This window comes from Paraburkholderia ultramafica, assembly GCF_902859915.1.
In the GTDB taxonomy this organism is placed as follows: Bacteria; Pseudomonadota; Gammaproteobacteria; order Burkholderiales; family Burkholderiaceae; genus Paraburkholderia; species Paraburkholderia ultramafica.
On sequence record NZ_CADIKK010000001.1, the window covers coordinates 206,227 to 229,317 of the forward strand.

The window sequence follows — 23,091 nt, forward strand, 5'->3', positions numbered from 1 at the left end:
GGACGAGGTCCCGGTTGGCGACAAGGCACGGCGGTTTCGAGGTGGATCATTCGAGCGTGCATCGCTGGGTGACAGTGACGTGGTGCATGGTATCTCGACGCTATCTGAAAGGTTAGGCCGGGCGGAATCGCCTGGCCACTGCATTGACTACCACCCACTACGCTTGCGGCCGCACGACGACATAAGCGAGATGTCCGGGCGGTTTACTGTTTTGACCATTTACACGGCTCGGTACCTTGAAACGCACGCTCATGGTTTGTTCATTCCACGACACCGTCGCTTCTTCGCGCGGACTCACGAAGCCGGTCAACGCGTCGATGAACATGACTTGCGCCTTGCCCGACGACGGTGGTGGCACACCAGTAGCGCTCACCGTCCGCCAACCCGGATCGGCATTCACCTGAAACACGATGTCATTGTCCGAACGCAACGCACTTCCGGTTGCACCCGGCCCGAACTGCAACGGCCTTGAAAAGCTTCCAAGCGATCCGAAGACCGTCTGGCGCAGCACGATCAGACTTTCTCCCGGCACGTTGTAGGTTCGCTCCGGCGGACCACGGTGCGTCAGTCGGAATGGTTCGTAGCCATCCCAGTGATAGACCATCGAGACATACTTGTCCGGGTCATCCCAGTTCCGATCCAGCGCCCACACCGCGAAATCGAAGAAATAGCGCGGCAGGTAGTGCGGATCGTTCATGTACGTGTCGCCGATCTCCGTCTGCCATATGCCGCGCGCCGGGCCGTTCTTCACATACTGCTGATACAGCGGGTCCAGGTCTGCCACATTCAGGTAGTGCGTATCCAGGTAATCGACCCAATCCAGCATGCGCGCGTTGAAAGCAGGACTGCGCCATTCGAGCCACCTGGTGTAGGTATCGAGTCCACCCTGATCCGGCCAGCCACCATAAACAACGTATGCGTGGTAACGACGGATGATTCGCGCAGCAGGAATGTGAATCCGCTCGACGTAGTCTTGCATGGCGCGCTGATACGGCTGCGAATGCTTTTCATCGGCGCTGTTAAAACCAGGGCCATGCCAGAACGACGCCTGGGGCGCACCACCAGACAACCTGCCGGCCGCCTCGTTCCAGATCTGGAAATAGCGCAGGTTGTAGGGCGGCGCAGAGTACTTGCGCACCACCGCATCCACGTAGCGCTTCCAAACATCCACATTCACCGGAGCCGATTTCGAATCACCTGGCAAGCTCGCGTTCCACGACGGTGTATAGGCCAGTAGAAGCAGCGAACCGATTCCATTCCGGTTATTCCGGATCACAACGGGCGGCAGATCCATGTCGTATGCCACACCGGTCTTGTTCACAAGCATGCTGTCCGAGCGCACGTTCAACTGACCGGGGCCGACCGCATCTCGTCCCCAGGTGATGCCCATTTCGTGCCACATTTCCAGATCGCTTGCCGATCCCGCCCATCCGTTCGTCCCAATCAACTCCGTAATCCTGCGGCCGCCAGACAACGGTGCCGCAGGCGCGCCCTGGGCCGAAGGCGCTGTCTTCGCGTGCGCCGCCGGCAACGTGGCGGCCGCGAGAGCGGTCAGTGTCTGCAATGCCCGCCGTCGGCCGGGATTCTCCAAAGGCCCGTTACTCGACATCGGCTAGACCATCGACGCGCTGGGCGCCAGCTCAGTCACGCGGTCGCTCGAGCGCCCATACAGGATGTCGTCCAGCAGTCTTTGCACAGAACGCTCCCATTTGAATTCACGGGCACGTGCAGCACCTTTAGCCCGGTAATGCTCGCGCAATCCTTCGTCCGTCCTGAGACACGACACCTTCTCCGCAATGTCCGCGGCCGACGTGGCGTCGCAATACAACGCTGCGTCCGCGCACACTCCAGGTATCGCCGTTCGCGACGACGCGATGACCGGACACCCGCAGTACATTGCTTCGAGCGGTGGCAATCCGAACCCTTCGTATAGCGACGGGAAAATGAGGCGTCCCGCGTTTTCGTGGAGCGCTTTCTGATCGCCATCGCTAACGAATCCGCTCCACTTGACCTGCTTCGAATCCGCGAATTGCGAAACGAGGCCATCGTTGAAGATGCGGGAGTTCTTCCTGCCCACCACGACAAACCTGATATTCGTAAGGTGCTGGAGTTGAGTGATCGCTTCCAACACACGTTGCAGGTTCTTTCTCGGGTGGAGGCTGCCAACGATCACGCAGTAAGCGTCTTTCGTCAGTCCGAGACGCTGCGTGATGCCCGGATCAGCGACGACGCGATCCAGATGATCCGCGCCGGGCGGCACGACCTCGACACGCGATTCGTCCACGTTCAGGTGATGGCAGATCCATTGTTTTGAATACTCGGAGACCGTCAGGATCGTCGGATTGGACTTTGGAAACATCGAAAAAATGATGCGATACCAGAGTCGAAACTCCTTCGAAAAGCCCTGCGGAACGTCGTAGACAGCCATGTCGTGAACCATGACCACGTGACGGCGCTTGATAGTCGGATTCGTGTTGCACAGACTCAACAGCGTTCTTCCGCGCGCAGCAAAAGGAAGCGTGATCTGCTCCCAAAGCGTGCCGCGCAGCCAGGAGAATTGCCGCTGACGTTTCAGCGACGCACCGGGCTCGATAGCATTGCGCGGCACGAAAATCTCCAGTTCTTCACCGGGCGTGGCGCGCATCTGCATTGCTCTGGTCAGCTCGTACGCAACTCGCTGAACACCCGCCATGGGCTGCCAGGTGAACTTGCCGCTTATTGCAAAGGCCATGGGTTCTCCGTCCTTTGAAGTCACTCAGATCTGTACGCACCGGACAATCTCGTCTACTTTGGCGAACTCACTTTTACGCCTGGCGCCGGCGTGCTGCCTTTTACGCCCGACAGTGTGGATTACGAGTGGGGAAAGCTACTTGGTGCGACTCCCTACTGCCCTGGCTGACACCGCGCATCATCCAGAAAAGCGGGCTCCTGGTGAGCCCGCTTTTTTTATTCCTTACTTCTTCATAACCATCAACTGGTCGAAGTTGACGGTGCAGTCAGACTGCGTCGGCGTGCTGTTCGTGGCCATGCGGATATGGTCGTCACGCAAATCGAATTCCCAGTTCATTTGCGAGAACGGCAGTGCGACTGGCTGATCCTTACACAATTCCCGCACCGAAGCTACAGCCTGCTTGTAGTGCGTCTGTTTCAACAGAACGTAGCCGGCGACGCTCGCCATGGATAAAGCCGAATTGGCAAATGCAAGCACGATGATGACGTAAAGCTGTTTGCGACTAGTCGAGAACGCTGCAGTCAGAAGAAATGGAACCGTGTAGAACATCGGCACATATCGCGCCCACCACGATTGCGGGTGGATCAGCACGATAACCAGTGTTGCGAGCAGGTAGATCGCGATGACGTGCGCGCCCTTTCTCTTCCAGAAGAATGGAATGACGCCCACTATCAGCATGGAGCCAAAGAATGGCCCGAACCCGGCGAAGCGCGTATCCGCGGTGTGAAGTGCGATGAACGCATCGCGCAACTGCCCCATTGACGGCACGAAAGTCGGCTCAGCCATGCCGCAGCTACTACAGTTGAAAGGGATGGAGAAATACGACAAAAACAACCTGTGCAGTGGATTCAGATGCAGGAAATGAGGCGAAGCATGACCAACGATAATGTCGATCTTCTCTGCGCCCAGAAGCGGATAAAAGATATGCTTTCCGGCCAGAATGTTCTGCACGTAAGGCGAGTAGCCGACAAATGCAACGGCGACGATCGACCAGATGGCAAGCTGCCCAATCAGGCCTTTGTGCCTTACAAGAAATCCTCGCTTCTCTCCGGCGATGAAAGCCACGGCGAAAAACACGATGGTTGACAGGCCGCCGAACACGAGGCCCGTCATCTTCGAGCCGATCAGCAGCACGAGCGCCGCGCCGAGTTGCACGGCGGAATACGGCCGGTTTCTGATCGCGAATAGCAGATTGACGGAGAAGATAGTCCAGCAGTAGAAGTGAACCGAATCCACGTACATCGTGGTCAGTTGACCGAACGCGACAGGATTGTAGATACACGCGGCCGCTGCAAAAAAGGCCGTCTTCCGCGATTCAATGGTCGTCTCGAACAACTGCATCAACGCAAACAGCGCAGGTACGCTCAACAGCAAGGTGAAAGACTTGCCACTGTTGAAATGCGAGGTCAGCATTTGCGCTGCGTACGCGAAGAACTCGAAAGCCTTCGGGTAGTGCTCGACCCAGAATATGCCGCCCAGTTGACGCATGCCGGTGGACCACGGCTCTCCGCGATCCAGCATCAGTGCAACGGCACCGTGGTAATTCAGGCCGTCGTAACTGAATTCCCGCAAGTATCCGTAAGCAATCAGCACGATCACAACGAATGCGACGGCCATGGCAGTTGTTCGCCACCCCGATCGGAATACATACGCGTATACCGCAAGACCGGTGACAAAAACGAGTCCGACTATTCGCTGCGCAAGAGGGTCGTGAATGCCAAAGTTGTAGAGGATTGCCGCATATATCGAAGACGCCAGCACGAAAACAACGACATAGTCACTGAATCTTGCCCAGTCCACGTGTGCGAAGGTACTGGTCGTTGTATTCGTCGCCGTGCGAGTCACCGAACTTGTCGTCGTAGTAGACATGGATGGCATTCTCTCCGTTAAGGGAAAACTTAAAGGTCGTTGCTGCGTCCACGCTGTTTCAGCGGTAGTTGCCTTGCCCTGACGCGATGCGGGGAAGGTTGGGGAGATTGTCGGCGTCAGTGAATTAAGTTGTGCGCGAGGTTGTAACTGATTATGGGTGCATGTGTCGCGTTGCACAAGGCGCCGTAAATCCGGTAGTACGCGGGCGTCTCGACCAGTTTCACGCGCTCTCAAAGAACAGTTCGTAGCGCAGCGGCAAGCATGACGCCGCGAGTCGGCAATTGGACACAAATAGACCGGTAAGAATCAACCTTCTGCTCGATCGGCGCGATTGGCCGTCTCCGTTGATATTCCGTCATCTTTTCGGGAGACCTGAGCAACACCGCGCGCGGATTCGTGTGCTACTTTACAAATGCTGCGTTGCAGCGTCTTGCGCGCGGGCGAACGATTACCCATCGCTACGAAGCCTGCTTTACCGTGCCACCCTCCCGGCGCTTGGGCTAACACTCCGATAACTGCTCGAGGCTACCTATGGCTGCTGCAAGTGTCCCTCTTTGTGTTGATCTGGACGGCACACTGACTCACACGGATCTGCTGATCGAGTCGTTTCTCGTACTGATCAAAAAGAATCCCGTCTATCTGTTCCATTGCGTCGCCTGGCTGCTGCGCGGCAAGGGATACCTGAAGGCGCAGATTGCTGCACGCGTCGCGATCGACGTATCGGTGCTGCCCTATAACGCGCGCTTCGTCGATTTTCTGAAACATGAGCAATCGAGCGGTCGCGATCTCTATCTGTGTACCGCGGGCGATCAACGCTTTGCCGATCAGATCGCTTCGCACTTTGGTTTCTTCACAGGGGTCATGGCGAGCAACGAGTCACGCAACCTTTCCGGCACGAACAAGGCGGGCGCGCTCTCGGAGAGATTCGGCGTGCAGGGTTTCGACTACTGCGGCAACGCACGTGCGGACATACCCGTGTGGAAGCAGGCGCGCAGGGCGATCGTCGTGGGAAACAAGCACATGCAGGCGGTGGCGCAGAAAGTAAACAAGACCACCGTCTTCTTTGAGAGCGAGCACTCTTTCATTCGGCTCGCACTCAAGGAGATGCGCGTTTATCAGTGGGTGAAGAATCTACTGATCTTCGTGCCACTGCTCGCTTCGCACCGCTTCACCAATGTCGACACATTGATTGCCGGCGGGATCTCCTTTCTTTCGTTCTGCTTTTGCGCGTCGTCGGTGTATCTGCTGAACGACATGCTCGACCTCGACGCGGACCGGCGTCATAGCCGCAAGCGCAACCGTCCGTTTGCGTCGGGTGAGTTGTCGCTCGTGTCCGGCATCGTATTGATGTTCGCGCTGCTTGCGGGTTCGGCGAGCCTCGCACTCATGCTGCCGCAATCTTTCCGACTCGTGCTGGCCTGCTATATGGTCACGACGCTTGCGTACTCGTTCCGCCTGAAGCGCGTGATGCTGGTCGATGTGTTCGTGCTCGCCGGCCTCTACACCACGCGTATCGTCGCGGGTGGTGCAGCCGTTGGTGTCGTGCTCTCCGACTGGCTGATCATGTTCTCGGTAATGATTTTTCTCAGCCTGGCCATGGTCAAGCGTTACACCGAACTCGACAAGATGCAGCGTGACGGTAAAGCGTCAGCAGCAGGACGCGGTTATCTTACCGACGACATGAGCATCGTGCGTTCGTTCGGTACGGCAGCGGGTTATGTCGCCGTGCTGGTGCTTGCCCTCTACATGAATTCCAAGGATGTCGCCGTGCTGTACCAGAACCCGCATCGACTGTGGATACTGTTCTGCCTGCTGCTCTATTGGATTAGCCGCATGTGGATGGTGGCGTTCCGCGGAGAAATGAACGACGACCCAATCGTCTTCGCCATCAAGAACCGGTCGAGCCTCTTCGTGATCGTGCTGTGTGTGCTGACCGTGATAGCGGCCATCTGACGTAAAAAGGAAATGAAAAAAGGGAGCACCTGGCGGTGCTCCCTTTTTTCATGGAAGGCGTTACTTTGACCGCGACAATCCCGGCCGCTCTGCGCCGCTGCGGTTGATATGAACGGCGATGTCTCTCGCGATTCGTGCATTCGAAAACTGCGGTCGCCAGCCAATAGCCAGAGATTCGTCGATCGACAAAACATGCTGAAGTTCGAGCATCAGCAATTGCTCACGTGCGAGCAGCCGATAACCCGCTATCGTCGAAAGCCATTTCACAGGTAACAGGGGAATGGATACCTTGCGTACATGTTCCACGCGGAGTTCCGCCGCGATCTCGTCGATCCACTGCCGGATAGATAACGGTTCAGGGTCCGCGGCATTGAAAAATCCGCTAGCCCGCGTTTCCGCGACACGATAGATCAGGCTCGCCACGTCGATGACGTGCACCATATGGATTTTGTGTTCGCCACGGCCGGGAAACGCGACAAAACCAAACTTCGTCATCATATTGACGAAGCCCCGGAACAGTCCTTCTCTTCCTTCGCCGCCAATGATGCACGGAATGATCGTTGCCGCGCCGGGAATGGTATCGATAAACCTCTGGGCGGCCAGTTTCGAGCGGCTGTACACGCCCTCGCCACCCATACTGCTCTGTATGGCATACGTTTCCTGTCCAGTCTGTCTGTACATCATGCTCGTACCCACATGGACGAAACGGGCGCCTTGCGTGCGATAACGCTCCGCAAGGTTCTTCGCCGCGTGCACGTTGTTGCGCTCGAAAAATGATTTTCTGAAGATCAGCGGCACACCCTTCGTCACGTACTGAACCGCGGCACAGTTGACTACAACGTCGACGTCGGGCAACGAAGCCGTGAACGCTTCATTCGCGAGGTCGCCGGGGATATCGACCGCTCCGGTCCTGTCGGTTGTAGCCACGTCGTGGCCGCGCGCCTTGAACTGTTTGACGCACTCCGTTCCCAGAAAACCCGCCGCACCAGTAATCAGTACTCGCATAATGTGACTCCATGTTCGTCGCCTTACGATTTGGCAACCAGATAGACACCAACGATGATGACCGCGATGCCGATCAGCTTCTGCGTCGAGAGAATCTCTCCGAACAGATACCATGCCGCCAACGCGTTGACCACGTATCCGATCGACAGCATCGGGTACGCCACGCTCACTGGGACCTTCGACAAGGCCACGATCCAGATAGCGACGCTCAATACATAACACGCTAGCCCCGCCATGATGTGAGGCTCGAAACCCACTCTGAAAAGCGTTGAGAACGCTGTCTGGCGACTGATACTAAGCGCTCCGAGCGCATTGGTTCCGGCCTTCAGCCAGAGTTGCGCCATAGCATTCAACAGCACACCGGTCACGATCAGAACAAAGCTCAGAATGCTCACTTACCCTCCCGAATGAATCCAAGAAAATGGATGTCGCGACGGTCTCGTGGTAACAGGACAAGGCACGAAGACTGTGGATGCGTTAGCGATACCCGCGCCGATAGATAACCCGGCGCACTGGCGAGAAAAGCGCGAAGCGTGCGTAGCTTCATTATGACCCGGTCATTCCGAACGAGTTGCACACATCGATCGCTCATGAAGTATGACCATGATACGTGACATGAGCTCGAAAAAAATTGCGCTTTCAGGTCTCGCGACAACTTGAAATGCAGCGGCCGAAAAGAGCTATGACATGGCGGATTTGGGCGAATCGTGCCGAGGCGACCTTGGCCATACCCGCTGCAAGTTTCGATGGTTCTTACGGCCAATCTCCGCAGCGCCGGCAATGTCTCTAGCCGAACCAATATGATTCGCCATCCTGATCAAATTGACTGGTACTACAGGCAAGTTTTCGAAGCTTGCCTCACGCAACCGCACCTGGCCGTCGTTGTCAGGTAACGTCGCGCTTCACCGCATCGCGCCTATTGCGCGCAGGGTCCAGATTAATGGACGCATCCAGTCGCTTTCCAGCGCGTGATGCTCGTCGGCTTTTATTGGTCGAATTCCGTATCGCAATCAGAAATTAAATGCAAAAAACATAAATTTCGCTCCACGTCGCCGCAGTAGATTATTTAGTACAATCCCCTTCCGCGTAAAAAATACTGCTGCGTTGTTAATTCAATTATTGTCAGCACAATTGTTTACAAAACGTAATAAGAAAAATAATACCTGCCTGCAAACTGGGCACTGCAACGGCGCCCTCCGCCGCCCGGATCGATCAAAATTCAAAGTTGACGCAGGCTATAGGGTCGAAGTCTAAAAAATAAAACGAGACCATTCCTCCGATCATCATAAGAAATTACTAATTCTTGCTTTGCAGCAAAAATATCGGAAACATTCGTGCTATTATCGCGGAATTGAACTGTTTTTACTGCATTAAAATACCATTCCGGGTACTATTCACCCCAGTCGAAACAGTTGTTTGCACAAATTACCGAATCAAGCGGGTCACACGGGCTTTAGGTGAAACGTTTGCTTCAAACGCGACACGGGGATAACGAGCAGTAGTCAGATCGTCTCCTTTTTGTATGGCGAATGGTGGCACGCGAATTAGCGTGCCATCAAGTCGTGGGTGTCGCTCGCCTTATAAAAGACTGCATTCACTCGATTATCTATCCGGCAGCCGGTAGAAATTACCGACGCTCGATAATGGATAAATAATTATTTATCTATAAGGAATGCTAATTAAGAAGCGGCCAATTGGACCGCATTGATTAATTCAAAACTCCAAACCCAAACCCTGGAGTTTTTTAATCGAGAATTTTCTCGACACGGAATTATCGCCATGGTGAAACGACGTCAATTTATCGGCGGCCTAGCGGCTCTCGGTGGAAGCTATCTGTTGAGCGCGTGCGGTGGAGGCGGCTCGGATGGCAGCGGCACGAGCAACGGATCGGCCGTCACGAACGCCATAGCTCACGCCAGCACCGCTTCGGCCAGCGGCACCGCCATTCCGCCGGCAAGCTTGATCATCGACAGCAGCGGCGCCACATGGACGCTGTCGGGTGGCTCGGTGTACCGGAACGGGGCAAAAGCCGGCGCTACGTCCGGCGTCACGCTGATGCTGTACATCAACAACAACGTGTATCACCAGGGCAACGGTCAGTTCTACTCGTGGAACGGTTCGGGCTGGGTCTGGTGTAACGATCCGCGTCTCGGCGGCACCTCTGCAGACGGCACCACGCTGCCTGCAGCGTCGTACATCATCGACAAAACCGGCGCCATCTGGACGCTGGTGAACGGTGTGATCTATTGCAATGGCAAAACCGTGGGCAACACGGGCGGCGTGAGTCTGGTGCTCTGGTACGGCGGCAAGATCTGGCACATCGGAAACGGCCAGTGGTATGTCAACGTGGACCCGCGCAACTTCACGGCCCAGTGGTTGCTCTGCACGGACCCGCGCCTCGCTGCCGCGCCTCAGTCCGGCATGTTCTACGGCGTCAACGGACACTTCGACTACACGTACACGCCGACCCAATTGGTCTCGTTGATCAAGGGCATGGGGTGCACCAGCTATCGCGTGGGATGTACGGCCGACCAGAACCAGATCAATGCCGTGGTCAAGATCGCGCAAGCGTTCCAACAGGCTGGTCTGACGCTGCTCGTGCTGATCAATGGCGGCGTGACCGATGCCAACGGCAACGTGTACACGGACGACGTCGTCGCCTACAAGGCCAATATGGCGATCGCACAGAAAGTTGCGTCTGCACTGATGCCGTACGGCGTCACGATCTATGAGTGCGGCAACGAGATGACGCGCCAGAACGCCACCGTGAACAACTTCTCATACGCCGGCTCGCTGGCTATGGACTTCAACAACCAGAACTGGCCAGTCATGCGCAACTCGATTCGCGGCATGATCGACGGCGTGAAGTCGGTTCAGCCGAATGCAAAGTGCGCGGTGAACTTCTGCGTGGCAGACGTGGGCGCGGCGGACGCATTGTGGGAAGGTATGCAGCCTGACGGCACCGGCGGCCATCAAACGCTGCGTTGGGACATCACGACGTGGCACAACTACGATGCGTACGGCGACATTTTCAACATCGGCTCCGACGGCAACGGCCCCGGCTTCGATCTGCCGACGTACTGCAAGGCACGTTACGGCGTTCCGTTCATGATTACCGAATGGAACACGGGTCCGGATCAGTCGGAGGCGTTCCGCGCGAACTACATCACCACGCAGCTGGGTGAATTCTATGCGGCGCGCAAGACGCACAACATCCAGTCCGTCATGTACTACGTGCTGGATAGCGGTGACAACACCTACGGCATCATGATCAACGGTTCTCCGATCAGCCAGCCGTACACAGCGTTCCAGAGCTTCGTAGCGGCTAACCCCGACAGGTAAGCACGCGCACGCCACAAGGTAGTTTGCTGCAGGTGAACCCGGTCTCGCCCTCAACGGACGAGACCGGGTTTTATGCTTTCTGAAAGACCGCCGCGCGTCAATCTGCTGCCGGCACTCGTACCCAGGCTTCCATCAGCACGCGCGCGCTGCGGCTCATGATCGCCTTGGTCACGACCCACTCGCCGCCCTCCTCACGCGCTTCGGCACCCACACGCGGCAGTGTCGCAATAAGGAGACCGCGCCAAAGCGGGGGCTAAATTTTGGCCTGCGCATATGGGCGGAGGGAGAGTTTATAGTGGCTCGATGTACTCCGACCCTTCCGAAGCGACGTCCCTCCTCCAGTTGCGAATCAGTCTGCGCGGCGTCAGCGCGCCGGCGCCATCCGCACGGCCGTCCTCGCCCTGCTCGCCGAGGCGGGCGACCCCGCACCCGCGTCCGACGCCCGCTTCCGGAAGATCGTCTCGGTCCGCAAGCTGCGCGCGCGCCTCGGCGCCGGCGACCCGGCGATGCTCTCCCGGCACCTGAACGCCATCGAGGCGGAAGTCGTGCAGGCGGGCCTCACCGGCTTCGCGGTGCCCGACGTGCCGCTGGAGATCGCCGGGCAGATGACCGAACTGGCGGAGCAGCGCCACGCTCACCAGCAGGCCGCGGCCGAAGCGGCCGCGCTCCTGACGGTGGTCGAGCAGCAGCGCCAGATGCTGACGCTCGTCGGCAAGCCGGCCACCAAAGGGGCCTCCGCGTCTGCCTCGCCCGCCCGCCGCCCGGCCCGTCCCGCCATGCACGCCGGCCACGTCGCCCAGAAACCGGCATCAACGAGAAGACCGCGATGAACCCGTCCGACTGGCTCGATACCGGCTGCCGGCCGCCGCAGCGCCTGCCGGACACAATCGACGCGGCGCTCGACTACCTGGCTCACGCGCTCGGCCATCCACTCTATCTCCGCTGGACCCTGACCGCGCTCAAACGCGGCTGCCCGTCGCTCGCCGACGCGAAGCGCGAACACCCCACCGTGTTCGCGCTGCTGCTCGAGCACGAGACCGCCATCGAGTACTGGGAGCGCGGGCGCCTGCGCGTCGTGCCTGAAGCCGCGGCGCCCTCCGCGTCGACCGTGCTTGAACGCGTCCTGCGGCAGCACCGCCGGCGCTTCCGGCAGACCGCGGCTGACGGGACGCCGCACAGCGCGCCCGTTCCGACCGTCGTCGCGCCGGACGCGGCGTTACTGCCTGGCGGCGTCGGGGCGGCATGGCTAGCCCGGGCGGGCCGCTTCGCGAATCCGGTAGCACTCACCAACACCCTCGGGGTGGCCGATGACGCACAGGCCGTGAAGCGGGCCTCCCACTCGCCGCATACGCAGCGCGCCTACATGACGGAACTGCGGCGGCTCGCGGCCTGGTGCGTGCGCGAGCGCCTCGGTCCCTTCTCGGACCTCACCCGGCTGGACCTGATCGCATACCGCGACGCGCTGCAGGCACCCCGGCAGGACGCCGCAGGCACCATCCGACGCGCGGCGCCGGCGAGCGTGTCGCGCGCGCTTGCTGCAGTCTCCAGCCTGTTCGCGTGGTGGCACCGCACCGGGTATCTCACGGTCAATCCGGCCGAGGGACTCGCCGCCGGACGCCGCGCGCGCATGACGTGGACACCGGTGCGCTTCCTCCCCGCTGTCGCGCTCGCCCATTGCGATGCGGTCGCGGACGGTGACGCCGCCGGGGGATGTCCCGGTCACCGTCTGGACGAGGCGCTGCGCAATCTGGACGCTCTACCGCTACGGCGGCGTGCGGCTCGCGGAGCTCGTCTGGAATGAGGACCTGGCGCTGCCGCACGTTGACGTCGACGAGGCCCGGCAGTGGACGCTGCACGTGCTCGGCAAGGGTCAGCGGCTGCGGGCGATTCCGCTACCCGGCGTCTGCCTGCTTGCGCTGCGGGCGTACCGGCGCGCGGTGGGATTACCAGCCGATCCGCCTGCAGACGAACGCCTGCCGCTGATCCACAGTGAGCGCGGCCGCGCGCTGGGACCGAGCGGACTCTACGACGAGGTCCGGGCGTTATTTGCGCTGGCCGCGAGCCGCGTGCCGGTCGACGACCGTGCGATGCGCGCGGCCCTCGACCGGGCTTCCACGCACTGGCTGCGCCATGGCTATGCCCGGACGCTGGTGGTCGACCACGGTGTGCCGTTGCCGGTCGCGCAGGCGCTGCTCGGCCACGCGTCGGTACAGACCACGGCGGCGTATGCTCGGACCGGGCAGGCTGAGACGCGGGCGTTTGTCGAGGAGAGTTTTCCGGATCGCACGGAGCGATCCAGCTAGTATGACGGCTGAAGTAGGGAATGCAGGCGATCTTGGGTCACGAGCACTGGCATCGGACGTCTCACATCGTAATCACGGATAACACCAGTGGAAGGATCCAACCACGACGATTTTCGATTTCCTCTGGCGACTGCTGCCATTAATATGGATTGCCGTCCGTTTCGACGGCCGCCGCGCGACGTGTGCGATCAAAACAGTTCTGTGACATCAGTCCCAGCGACAAGTCGGCCCAGATCAACGTTCAATAGTGGCATCGGGGTGTCGACTCCACCGTTCACAGCCAGGCCGTGCGCATCCCGCAATCTCCGGCGCGCCCATCGATAATTCTATCGTGGTCGAGTGCCTTATTCGCACTACTGCTATCATTCCAGATAAATTATCAAACTTTTTTGTTACCAATTAGAAAAAGCGAGCAGACCATGCCGTTGAACAAAGCGATGTACGATGCCAACGAGATATATAGGAGTTGGGTAGACAATCCATTGCGCATCATCGAGCCGAGTGAAATCAATAACAACAGCGGATTCAGGAAACCGCAGCGTGCAGCGCTTTTTTCTGCGCTAGGTCATCTAACGTCTTCGGCAGAGCGTCCCGCTACTGTTGTCATGCCTACAGGAACCGGGAAGACCGATACTATTTTCTCGTTGATAATTGCTGGTACCTTTCCGAGAACATTAATAATAGTTCCGTCAGACGCCTTACGGTCGCAAACATCCGAAAAGCTCACGGCACTCACCAATATAAGACGGTTCAACTCTATTGGCCCTGAAACGTTATCACCTCGCGTTTTCGCGATGACGTCGGCCTTATCGGATCAAGACATCCGTTCCATTGCAGATTCCAATGTCGTCGTAGCCACTCCGAATGCACTCACCATGAGTGATCGCGGCGTTTTTGACAGATTTGTCGGCCTCATAAGCCACCTAATTGTCGATGAAGCGCATCATGTCGCGGCACAAACATGGCGAGAGTAAAGAGTGCATTCAAAAACAAACCGTGTATCCAGTTCACAGCCACGCCATTTCGAGAAGATAAGCAAGCTCTTGATGGACATATTATTTATAACTACCCTCTAAAAGACGCACAAGATGACGGGTACTTCCAGTCCATCGAGTTTCATCCTGTTCGAGAATATCAGTTGTCGTTATCAGACGCAGCCATTGCGAAAAAGGCGGTAGCGCTGCTACGTGTGGACCTCGAAGCCGGCAAGGATCATCTTCTCATGGCTCGAGCGAATTCGAAGGCGAAAGCCAGAAAAATTTATGAGCTTTACAAGAAACATCCGGATCTCTCTCCGGTATTGGTCTACAGCGGCATCAAAGGCAAAGACAAAATAATAGAATCTATTAAAAGAAAAGAGCACAAAATTATTGTTTGCGTCAATATGCTTGGAGAAGGATTTGATCTCCCTGAATTAAAAATTGCTGCACTTCACGATCAGCACTGCAGCCCCGCAGTTACACTCCAATTTATTGGAAGACTAACCCGCGTCGACAATCGTCTCGGCGCAGCGAAATTTGTCGCCAACATTGCGAATCAGAAAGTTGATGGGCAGATGACCGCATCTCTACTCGGAGAGCGCCGACTGGGGGATCATAATTAGAGAGATAAGCGAAAAGAAGATTGGCCGGGAATTACAGCGCGAAAAATTCGAATTTCAATTCGAGGAGATGGAGGACGGCGAGAGGATCATCTCTCTAAATCCGACGCCGAACATTAGCGCCGTAGCGTACAGAATCGTCGAGGCGGATTGGCGTCCGCTTGGAGCTGCCGAGATGAAGGCGAAGGGCGAGACGATACAGCTCTACTCAGTGAGCGAAGACCAAACACTCGTGATGGCCGTGACACGCGTTGAGTCACCTGTCTCGTGGGCGAACACTATGACCATCTCTTCGACCGACTGGCATCTATACCTCGCATACTACCGAAAAGAAGACCAGACGCTCTTTATTAGCAGCTCCGGGGATGAGCGGCAGTGCGCGAACTTCCGAGACAGTCTGTGTCTTAGAGCTGACAAGATTGCTGGAGAGAAAACCTTTCGCATACTTCACGACATAAACCTCTTAAAGTTTCAAAATGTTGGACTTACGCGTGGCACAAGAGATGTATGTTTTACCATGCATGTCGGTCGAGATATTAATGCGGTAATGGATGACCTGGAAAACGGCACTGCCATCAAGTCCAATATTTTTGGCATCGGATTCGAACGTGGCACCAAAACAACCGCCGGATGCTCCTATAAAGGAAAACTTTGGGAGATGAACTCTGAGTCTATTGACTACTGGGTTAAATGGTGCGACTCAATATCCAGAAAAATAAACAATCCAAACATTGACACCAAAGATATTTTAAAGAACGTCATTCGATCCGAAAAAATAGAGGGTAAATGGCCAGATGGCTTGTTCTATGCGGACTGGCCAGATACCATCTATATTGAAGCCGAGAGCAAGATTACCCTTGTAGTTAATGGCATGCCCTACAGCTTGCTGGATCTTCAGCTCGGTTACCCGAGCCGGAAGAACGACACCACCCTGAGAATTCCTATATCGACGACCGATGCCCTAGGTAATGAGAAGGAAATCGCCTCAGTCGAAATTATTCTGAAACAAGACGGTTATGCTATTGAATGCGGCGGGATTCAACTTATCTATGGCGGGGAGCGATCGTTTTCCGATTACCTCGAAGACCATCCGCTTAGAATATTGAAGCAAGATGGATCAATAGTCTTGGGTAACTACCGTTATTTCAGCCCACAGACTCTAAATGTAAAACTTCCGAGAGAGCATTTGTCAAGCTGGGATTGGGGTACCACTCAAATAAACAAGGAATCCATGGGCAAAACGAGAAATCTCGACACTGTCCAAGGATTCACTTATACAAAAATTGCCCCCTTGTACGACATCGTTTTCAACGATGACGGCACCGGCGAAATCGCAGATTTGGTCGCAATAAACGAGAAAGACGACCACATCCAGATAGACTTCTATCATTGCAAATACTGCGCCAAGGACGCCAAACCCGGCGCTCGCGTGGATGACACCTACGTCGTTAGCGGTCAGGCAGCTAGATCAGTGAAGTGGTTGCATACGGGCCAAGCAATCTTCGGGCAGCTTCTCGATAGGTATAGCGCCTCGATTGAGAACGCATTTGACAGACTGCTCAAGGGGCGGCCCGAGCAGCTAGATTTACTACGCAACAAATGTCGGGACGTCGAGGTTCGTATAGGGTTCTTTATTGTCCAGCCGGCCATCTCGGAAGCCCGCATTACCGATGAGATGCTGACGGTACTCGGAGCAAGCTATATCTATCTGAAGAACATCTCGGGCACAGAGCTAAAGGTCATCGCCAGCAAATAGCACAGCGAGCTGCGACCGGCTGTTGCCGACACGTGGTGGCAAAGTCGCCCGGTTGGCGGAGAAACCGGAGAGATCTCCAGTGAACCGTCGGCCGCGCGCAAACGCTACCGCAGACGAGGCAACGGTTTGCGACGCAGGTGCAATGTCGGGCGGCGAAACATCGCACGAGCCCTACGCGCGGATTCACCGAAGGACTAGGTGCATCTTCGTCGTCTGTCTCTTACCCGGGCTATCTTGCCAACCGGCCTGAGACCGCCTCGTTAGTAAGACCCATTCGACGGTGATGAGAGCCGCCATTCGTCGACGCCGGCCCGACCGGTCTCTCAACTACCGACGCCCCCTTGTCCTCGCCAGCCTCCCACTCAGACTCTCGGCATGTTGCGCAACCGTGCTGCGGACTATAAAATACTGTATAAATATACAGCACACTTAGTCATGGTGGCGGTTGCCTCGTGAGAAAGATGTAAGGGCAGTCCGGTCCTAGACGTCGAAACGCGGTCAGCTTCGATGTTCATGCCGTATTAGCGACTGCGACGTAACCATGCCGATGTTGTGTTCCAGAAATTTAAACATCTCACGCGACGCTACGTACGGATATTGGAAAATATGTTGTGCAGTGTGGCAGTACAGTTTTCGTGAGCAATCAGCCTTTACGTCGCATCGCGCATGTCGACATGGATGCTTTCTATGCTTCAGTGGAATTGCTTCGCTATCCTGAATTAATAGGCAAGCCTGTCGTAATTGGAGGTGGCCGCAATGCGACACCGGAACTTCAGTCCGACGGAACGCGACGTTTCGCCAAACTCCGCGATTACGCCGGACGTGGTGTCGTCACGACATCGACGTACGAGGCGCGAGCGTTGGGCGTGTTTTCCGCGATGGGCATGATGAGGGCTGCGCAACTCGCGCCGGATGCAGTTCTCTTACCAACCGATTTTGACTCGTATCGACGCTACTCGCGCCTATTCAAGGACGCAGTCCGAACATTCACAGACCAAATTGAGGACAGAGGGATTGACGAGATTTTCGTTGATCTCACGCGGGTGGACGGTGAATCGCGTGTGCTCGGCGCTCGCATTAAAAATGCAGTTAGAGATGCAACTGGCCTGACCTGCTCCATTGCTATTGCACCGAACAAATTGCTCGCAAAGATTGGCTCGGAATTGGACAAACCCGACGGACTGACGATTCTGTCGATGTCGGACATTGAGTCACGCATCTGGCCGTTAGCTGCAAAAAAAGTCAATGGCATTGGGCCTCGCGCGAGCGAGCGGCTAGCCGGTCTCGGCATCGTGACGGTAGGTGACTTGGCGTCCGCTGACCTTGGACTTTTACAGGAAAGCTTCGGACGTACCTACGCCGCATGGCTGGCGCGAATAGCGCACGGAGTGGACGACCGTGAGGTCGTCGTGTCCTCTGAGCCGAAGTCAATGAGTCGCGAAACGACCTTTGAACGGGATATGCATGTCGTGCGAGACCGCGCAGTCCTGACCCCCGCGCTGACTCAGCTTTGCGAAAGGGTCGCACAGGACTTGAATCGCAAGGGTTACTGCGGCCGGACGGTCGGAGTAAAAATCAAATTCTCGGACTTTAAAATCGTTACTAGGGATATATCGCTGCCAGCGGGAGTTCGCGAATCCGCCGCCATCCGGCGCGCCGTTAACCTATGTTTGAAACGAATCGAGTTGGACCGGCGCATAAGGCTGATCGGGGTGCGCGTCAGCGCGCTCGAACGTTCCTCGGTTGACAGCCCAGTTATGGGTCCAGTCCAAGGCGAACTCCCGCTCACTCCTTAAGACGCATCTTTTTCTCTGGCAGGTCGCGACGGCATAAAAGGCGCTGCTAGCGGCATAGGACCGGTTACGGGCCGGTGACGTTTGGATGAAGATCTCAGTTGTCGCCATCCGGGACAAATGTATCCCAACCCCGGAAAACCTCGAAAATAGGCTGGTCAGGATACAGTCTTGGTGAGATTTGTCTTTTCTCGGAATTTTTACTCAAGTTTTCCTCTTTTAGAACAAATGGTTATACTTCGAGGCGAAGGAATTGGATCTCCCGCATTCGCCATACCAGATCTATATCGATCTGACCGAGTTGCCGGGCGAGCCGCGCGAGATCGCCGCGCGCATCAAGGAGGCGGTCAATCAGGCAACCGGCCTCACCTGCTCGATTTGCGTCGCGCCGAACAAGCTGCTCGCGAAGATCGGCTCCGAACTCGACAAACCCGACGGCCTCACGATCCTCACGCCGGCCGATGTGCCGTTGCGCGTCTGGCCGCTGCCGGTGCGCAAGGTCAACGGCATCGGCCCGAAGGCCGCGGAAAAACTGACGGCGCTCGGGCTCGCCACCGTCGGCGATCTGGCGGCGGCGGACGCGGGGCTGTTGCAGGACCACTTCGGGCGCAGCTACTCGGCGTGGCTGATGCAGGTCGCCCAGGGCCACGACGAGCGGCCGGTGGTGGTCGAATCAGAGCCCAAGTCGATGAGCCGCGAGACCACGTTCGAGCGCGATCTGCATCCACGTCACGACCGCCCTGCGCTGTCCAGTTCGTTTACCGGCTTGTGCGTGCGGGTCGCGGAAGATCTCGTGCGCAAGGGCTATGTGGGCCGGACGGTCGGCATCAAATTGCGCTACGACGATTTCCGCACGGTCACGCGCGATCTGACGCTGGACGAGCCGACCGCCGACGCCACCGAAATCCGGCGCGCGGCGACCGAATGTCTGCGGCGGGTGGAATTGAACCGCAAGCTGCGGCTTCTCGGCGTGCGCGTGAGCGCATTGACGCCGGCCCACGAGCACGCGCTCAAGCCGCGCCTGCCGGTTCAGGCGGACTTGCCCTTTGCCAGCGACGAGTAAGCGCCAGCTTCAACCGTCACGCCCGCATTCGGGTGCGCTGTTTGCGCGTCACTCTCGATCTGCGAGACCGCGACCGAAAATGCAAACGTGTTGATCCCGTGCGCGCTGCGCGCCGACACGGTGCCGCGGTGCATCTCCGCAATCGCCTTCACGATCGCCAGACCCAGCCCGTGGTTTTCGCGGCTATTCGTGCGCGAGACTTCCGCGCGATAAAAGCGGTCGAACAGATGTTCGAGGATGTCCGGCGCGATCGGCTCGCCGGGGTTGGCCACCACGACGCGCACCTGATCGTCGTCGCGCACGATCGTCACGCTGATCGCCGCGCCCGGCTCGCAATGCTGGATCGCGTTCATCAACAGGTTCGTGCACGCGCGGCCGAACAGCGAGCGGTTCACGCGCGCCAGCGCGTCGCCGTGCAGTCGTGCATGCACGCGCGCTTCTTCGAGCGGAATCTCGAGAAACTCCAGCGTATGCGCGACTTCCGCGGCCAGCGACACCTCGATCAGGCCCGTCGCGCGCTCGCCCTGATCGGCGCGGGCGAGGAACAGCATGTCATTGATGATCGCGCGCAGGCGCTCGAACTCTTCGAGATTCGATTGCAGCGTATGGCGCAGATCGTCGACCGAGCGGTTGCGCGTCAACGCCACTTCGGTCTGGCCGATCAGAATCGTCACCGGCGTGCGCAGTTCATGCGCGACGTCCGCATTGAACGATTCGAGGCGGCCATACGCGCCATCCAGACGTTCGAGCGCACCGTTGAAGGAGTTCGCCAGATCGTTCAGTTCGAGCGGCAGCGACGCGGTGTTCAGACGTTGCGACCGGTTGTTCGGGCTCACCGCGGACGCGTCGCGCGTGAGGCGCGTGAGCGGTGCGAGGCCGAGGCGCGTCACCGAATAGCTGAGCAGCAGCACGGCGAGACTGCCCAACGCGGACAGCGCGGCGAGCGCCGAGCCGAACACGCGCATCGTGCGTGCGTTGGGGGAATAGCTCGACGCCACCTGCAATTGCACCGGCGGACGCGTGCCGTAAGCGGGTATCGTCTGCGTCGAAGTGAGCATGTCCGGGCCGCCGCCGGCCGGCGTCACGCGCGCGTAGCCCCCGGGCCAGTTCGACACGACCGAGCCATCGACCAGCTTGCCGTAATGGAAATACGGGTCCGTGCTCGACACCGAATACACGGTGCTGCCGTCGTGCGGCGTCATGTCGGTGAGTTTTTCGCGGGCCATGCGCCACTTCTCCGGCGTCACCGCGTGATAGACGATGATGCGCGCGATCTGCGCGCGATCGTCGAGCGACTCGCGCAAGTGATGTTCGAGCTGCGTGCGCAGCACCAGAAAGAGCCCGGTGCCGACCAGCGTGAACACGAACAGCGCGACGAGCGCGAACATCAGCGCAAGGCGGCGGGCAATCGAACGGTTCATGATGACTCCGCCTCCTCGCGCACTTCGAGCACATAACCCATGCCGCGCACGGTGTGCAGCAGCTTCGACGGGAACGGCCCGTCGAGCTTCGCGCGCAATCGTTTGATCGCGGTCTCGACCACGTTGGTGTGGCTGTCGAAGTTGACGTCCCAGACCAGTTCGGTGATCGCGGTCTTCGACAGGATGTCGCCTTGGCGCCGCGCGAGCACGCTGAGCAGCTGGAATTCCTTCGCGGTCAGATCGAGGCGCACGCCGTCGCGGGTCGCGCGCCGGCCGATCAGATCGACGAACAGATCGCCGACCGAAATCAGCGTCGACTCCTGTGAACGGGTACGCCGCGCCAGCGCATGCAGCCGCTCCACCAGTTCGAGGAACGAAAACGGTTTGGTCAGATAGTCGTCGGCGCCTTCGCGCAGGCCGCGCACGCGGTCGTTCACGTGATCGCGGGCGGTCAGCATGATGACCGGCGTCGACTTGCGCATGCGCAGCGCTTTCAGCACGCTGAAGCCGTCGCGTTTGGGCAGCATCACATCGAGGACGATCACGTCGTAATCGAATTCGGTCGCCAGATGCATGCCTTCCTCGCCGTCGAGCGCGACGTCGACGACCCAGCCCTGCTCTGTCAAACCGGAGCGCAGGTAGTCCACCACCTTGTGCTCGTCTTCAACAATCAGCAATTTCATGCGCGTCCCCTTGGCTCCGTATTATACGAAACGCCTTCCAATCCCTCCTGCGGGTACGGCGTCATCATCAGCGGGCGGCTGAGCGTGCGGGAGCCATCGCCTCCTTCGTGTCGCCGGGCCGCGCGTCCTTCGGCGTGTTCGCGAGGTCCGCACCGGCATCCCAGCCGCCGCCGAGCGCCTTCACCAGCGCAACCGACAAGGTCATCTGCTGGCCGTGAATCTGCACATCCTGACGCTCGCTGTTGAGCAGCGACTGCTGCGCGGTGATCACGTCGAGATACGCGACGAGGCCGCCCGAATAGCGGTCGCTGGCGAGCGACAGCAGACGCTGCGCATCCATCACCGCCTCGTGCGACTGCTTCGCCGCGCCGTCCAGCACCGACAGGCCGCTGATGCCGTCCTGCACCTGCTGGAATGCTGTAAGCACGGTCTGCCGATAGGTCGCCTCGGTGGCCTTGTAGCCTTCGCTCGCGAATTTGACGTTGGCCGCGCGGCGGCCGCCGTCGAACAGCACCTGGCCGACCGCCGCGCCGAGCGTCCACATCAGCGTGGGCGCGCTCAGCAGACTGGCGAACTGCGTGCTCTCCCAGCCGATGCCCGGCGTCAGCGTCAGGCTCGGAAAGAACGCCGCCTTGGCGACGCCGATCTGCGCGTTGGCCGCCGCCATCGCGCGCTCCGCCGACGCGATGTCGGGCCGCCGTTGCAGCACGTCGCTGGGCACGCCGAGCGGGATCGCCGGCGCCTTTGCATCGAGCACCTTCGGCTCGATCGCGAACTGCGGGGCCGGCACGCCGACCAGCGCGGCGATCGCATGTTCGAACTGCGCGCGCTGATTCAGCAGCAGTTGCGCCTGCACGCGCGTCGAGTCGAGCAGCGACTTCTGCTGCAACACTTCGAGCCCCGACACCGAGCCGAGATCGTGCTCGGAGGTGACGTAGTCGAGCGCCTTCTGCTGCAGTTTCACCGACTGATTCAGCACGTCGATCTCGGCGTCGAATTCACGCAGCGAGAAATAGTCGGTGGCGAGGTCGGTGGTGAGAACGAGCCGCGCGTTCGCGAGATCGTCCGCCGATTGCTGCGCGGAGGCCGCCGCGCCTTCCACCTCTCGACGTATCCGGCCGAATAGATCGGTGTCGTAGTTGATCGTCGCACCGACTTGCAGACTGTTCTGCACCGTCGACTCGGTCGGCGTCCCGTAGTTGGTCAACGGCCGGTTCTGCGAAATCCTGAAGCGCGAACCCGTCGCGCCCACATCGACTTCCGGCACGCGTTGCGCGCTGGTGTTCGCGAGCGTCGCCCTGGCCTGCTCGTAGTGCGCGCTTGCCGCGACCAGCGTCTGATTCTGCGCGAGCGCCTGGGTCTCCAGCGTGGCGAGCGTCGGATCGCCGAAGCCGCTCCACCAGTCCGGCGAGATCGGCGCATGCGACGGCGCGGCGACGCGCCAGTACGAATCGGTCTGCCAGCTGGGCGGCACCTCGGCCTGCGGCCGCTGATAGTCCGGGCCGACCGTGCACGCGGCCAATAAGGCCACGCTCGAAGCCACACTCGCCGCGCCCGCCAGCGTCGTCATCG

The 23,091-nt window shown here is 58.5% G+C and carries 17 protein-coding genes and 2 pseudogenes; 11 read left to right on the forward strand and 8 right to left on the reverse strand.

What is annotated here, in order from left to right; genetic code table 11:
* Positions 1-157: 157 nt before the first annotated feature.
* Both HV744_RS01005 and HV744_RS01010 read right to left on the reverse strand, forming a co-directional pair.
* On the reverse strand, positions 158-1,609 hold the full coding sequence (locus HV744_RS01005) for a hypothetical protein (RefSeq protein WP_175147707.1): 1,452 nt from the start codon (positions 1,607-1,609) through the stop codon (positions 158-160).
* A gap of 3 nt (positions 1,610-1,612) precedes the next feature.
* The gene (locus tag HV744_RS01010) at positions 1,613-2,731 is read right to left on the reverse strand and encodes a glycosyltransferase family 4 protein (protein ID WP_175147708.1); all 1,119 of its coding nucleotides are present in this window, start codon (positions 2,729-2,731) and stop codon (positions 1,613-1,615) included.
* A gap of 27 nt (positions 2,732-2,758) precedes the next feature.
* Here HV744_RS01010 and HV744_RS01015 point away from each other — a divergent pair.
* Positions 2,759-2,899, forward strand: a pseudogene (locus HV744_RS01015) (ATP-grasp fold amidoligase family protein); the annotation flags it as partial.
* Between the two features lie 54 nt (positions 2,900-2,953).
* On the opposite strand, the gene HV744_RS01020 reads toward HV744_RS01015, so the two are convergent.
* On the reverse strand, positions 2,954-4,600 hold the full coding sequence (locus tag HV744_RS01020; protein ID WP_175147709.1) for a hypothetical protein: 1,647 nt from the start codon (positions 4,598-4,600) through the stop codon (positions 2,954-2,956).
* 531 nt (positions 4,601-5,131) lie between these two features.
* Between HV744_RS01020 and HV744_RS01025 the strand changes: the two genes are divergently transcribed.
* Positions 5,132-6,553 (forward strand): UbiA family prenyltransferase, encoded by a 1,422-nt coding sequence (locus HV744_RS01025; protein WP_175147710.1) that lies wholly within the window; start codon positions 5,132-5,134, stop codon positions 6,551-6,553.
* 60 nt (positions 6,554-6,613) lie between these two features.
* On the opposite strand, the gene HV744_RS01030 is transcribed toward HV744_RS01025, so the two are convergent.
* The gene (locus HV744_RS01030) at positions 6,614-7,558 is read right to left on the reverse strand and encodes an NAD-dependent epimerase/dehydratase family protein (protein WP_175147711.1); all 945 of its coding nucleotides are present in this window, start codon (positions 7,556-7,558) and stop codon (positions 6,614-6,616) included.
* A gap of 23 nt (positions 7,559-7,581) precedes the next feature.
* The gene (locus HV744_RS01035; RefSeq protein ID WP_175147712.1) at positions 7,582-7,953 is read right to left on the reverse strand and encodes an SMR family transporter; all 372 of its coding nucleotides are present in this window, start codon (positions 7,951-7,953) and stop codon (positions 7,582-7,584) included.
* 1,384 nt (positions 7,954-9,337) lie between these two features.
* Between HV744_RS01035 and HV744_RS01040 the strand changes: the two genes are divergently transcribed.
* From HV744_RS01040 to HV744_RS01065, 9 genes and pseudogenes are all read left to right on the forward strand, one after another.
* Positions 9,338-10,900, forward strand: coding sequence for a hypothetical protein (locus HV744_RS01040; RefSeq protein WP_175147713.1), 1,563 nt, complete (start codon positions 9,338-9,340; stop codon positions 10,898-10,900).
* Between the two features lie 380 nt (positions 10,901-11,280).
* Positions 11,281-11,730, forward strand: a complete 450-nt coding sequence (locus HV744_RS01045; protein WP_175147886.1) for a DNA-binding protein — start codon at positions 11,281-11,283, stop codon at positions 11,728-11,730.
* Entirely contained in the window at positions 11,727-12,701 is a 975-nt protein-coding gene (locus HV744_RS01050; protein WP_343056357.1) for a site-specific integrase, read from the forward strand. The genes HV744_RS01045 and HV744_RS01050 overlap by 4 nt, the downstream gene beginning before the upstream one ends.
* Positions 12,673-13,203, forward strand: a complete 531-nt coding sequence (locus HV744_RS38195) for a tyrosine-type recombinase/integrase (RefSeq protein WP_343056358.1) — start codon at positions 12,673-12,675, stop codon at positions 13,201-13,203. Before HV744_RS01050 ends, HV744_RS38195 begins: the two co-directional genes overlap by 29 nt.
* A 419-nt stretch (positions 13,204-13,622) precedes the next feature.
* Entirely contained in the window at positions 13,623-14,177 is a 555-nt protein-coding gene (locus HV744_RS37020; RefSeq protein WP_246278888.1) for a DEAD/DEAH box helicase family protein, read from the forward strand.
* The gene (locus tag HV744_RS37025; RefSeq protein WP_246278889.1) at positions 14,165-14,806 is read left to right on the forward strand and encodes a DEAD/DEAH box helicase; all 642 of its coding nucleotides are present in this window, start codon (positions 14,165-14,167) and stop codon (positions 14,804-14,806) included. Before HV744_RS37020 ends, HV744_RS37025 begins: the two co-directional genes overlap by 13 nt.
* Before the next feature lie 67 nt (positions 14,807-14,873).
* Complete coding sequence (locus HV744_RS37030) at positions 14,874-16,559, forward strand: restriction endonuclease subunit R (RefSeq protein WP_246278890.1); 1,686 nt, start codon at positions 14,874-14,876, stop codon at positions 16,557-16,559.
* 635 nt (positions 16,560-17,194) lie between these two features.
* Positions 17,195-18,355, forward strand: coding sequence for a DNA polymerase IV (dinB, locus tag HV744_RS01060; RefSeq protein ID WP_175147714.1), 1,161 nt, complete (start codon positions 17,195-17,197; stop codon positions 18,353-18,355).
* Positions 18,356-18,629: 274 nt separating this feature from the next.
* Positions 18,630-19,415, forward strand: a pseudogene (locus HV744_RS01065) (Y-family DNA polymerase); the annotation flags it as partial.
* On the opposite strand, the gene HV744_RS01070 reads toward HV744_RS01065, so the two are convergent.
* From HV744_RS01070 to HV744_RS01080, 3 genes are all read right to left on the reverse strand, one after another.
* Positions 19,382-20,836, reverse strand: coding sequence for a heavy metal sensor histidine kinase (locus HV744_RS01070; RefSeq protein WP_175147715.1), 1,455 nt, complete (start codon positions 20,834-20,836; stop codon positions 19,382-19,384). The pseudogene HV744_RS01065 and the gene HV744_RS01070 overlap by 34 nt on opposite strands.
* Positions 20,833-21,519 (reverse strand): heavy metal response regulator transcription factor, encoded by a 687-nt coding sequence (locus HV744_RS01075; protein ID WP_042328199.1) that lies wholly within the window; start codon positions 21,517-21,519, stop codon positions 20,833-20,835. Before HV744_RS01075 ends, HV744_RS01070 begins: the two co-directional genes overlap by 4 nt.
* Before the next feature lie 67 nt (positions 21,520-21,586).
* Positions 21,587-23,089: an efflux transporter outer membrane subunit gene (locus HV744_RS01080; protein ID WP_175147887.1), complete on the reverse strand. Its 1,503-nt coding sequence runs from the start codon at positions 23,087-23,089 to the stop codon at positions 21,587-21,589.
* Positions 23,090-23,091: the final 2 nt, after the last annotated feature.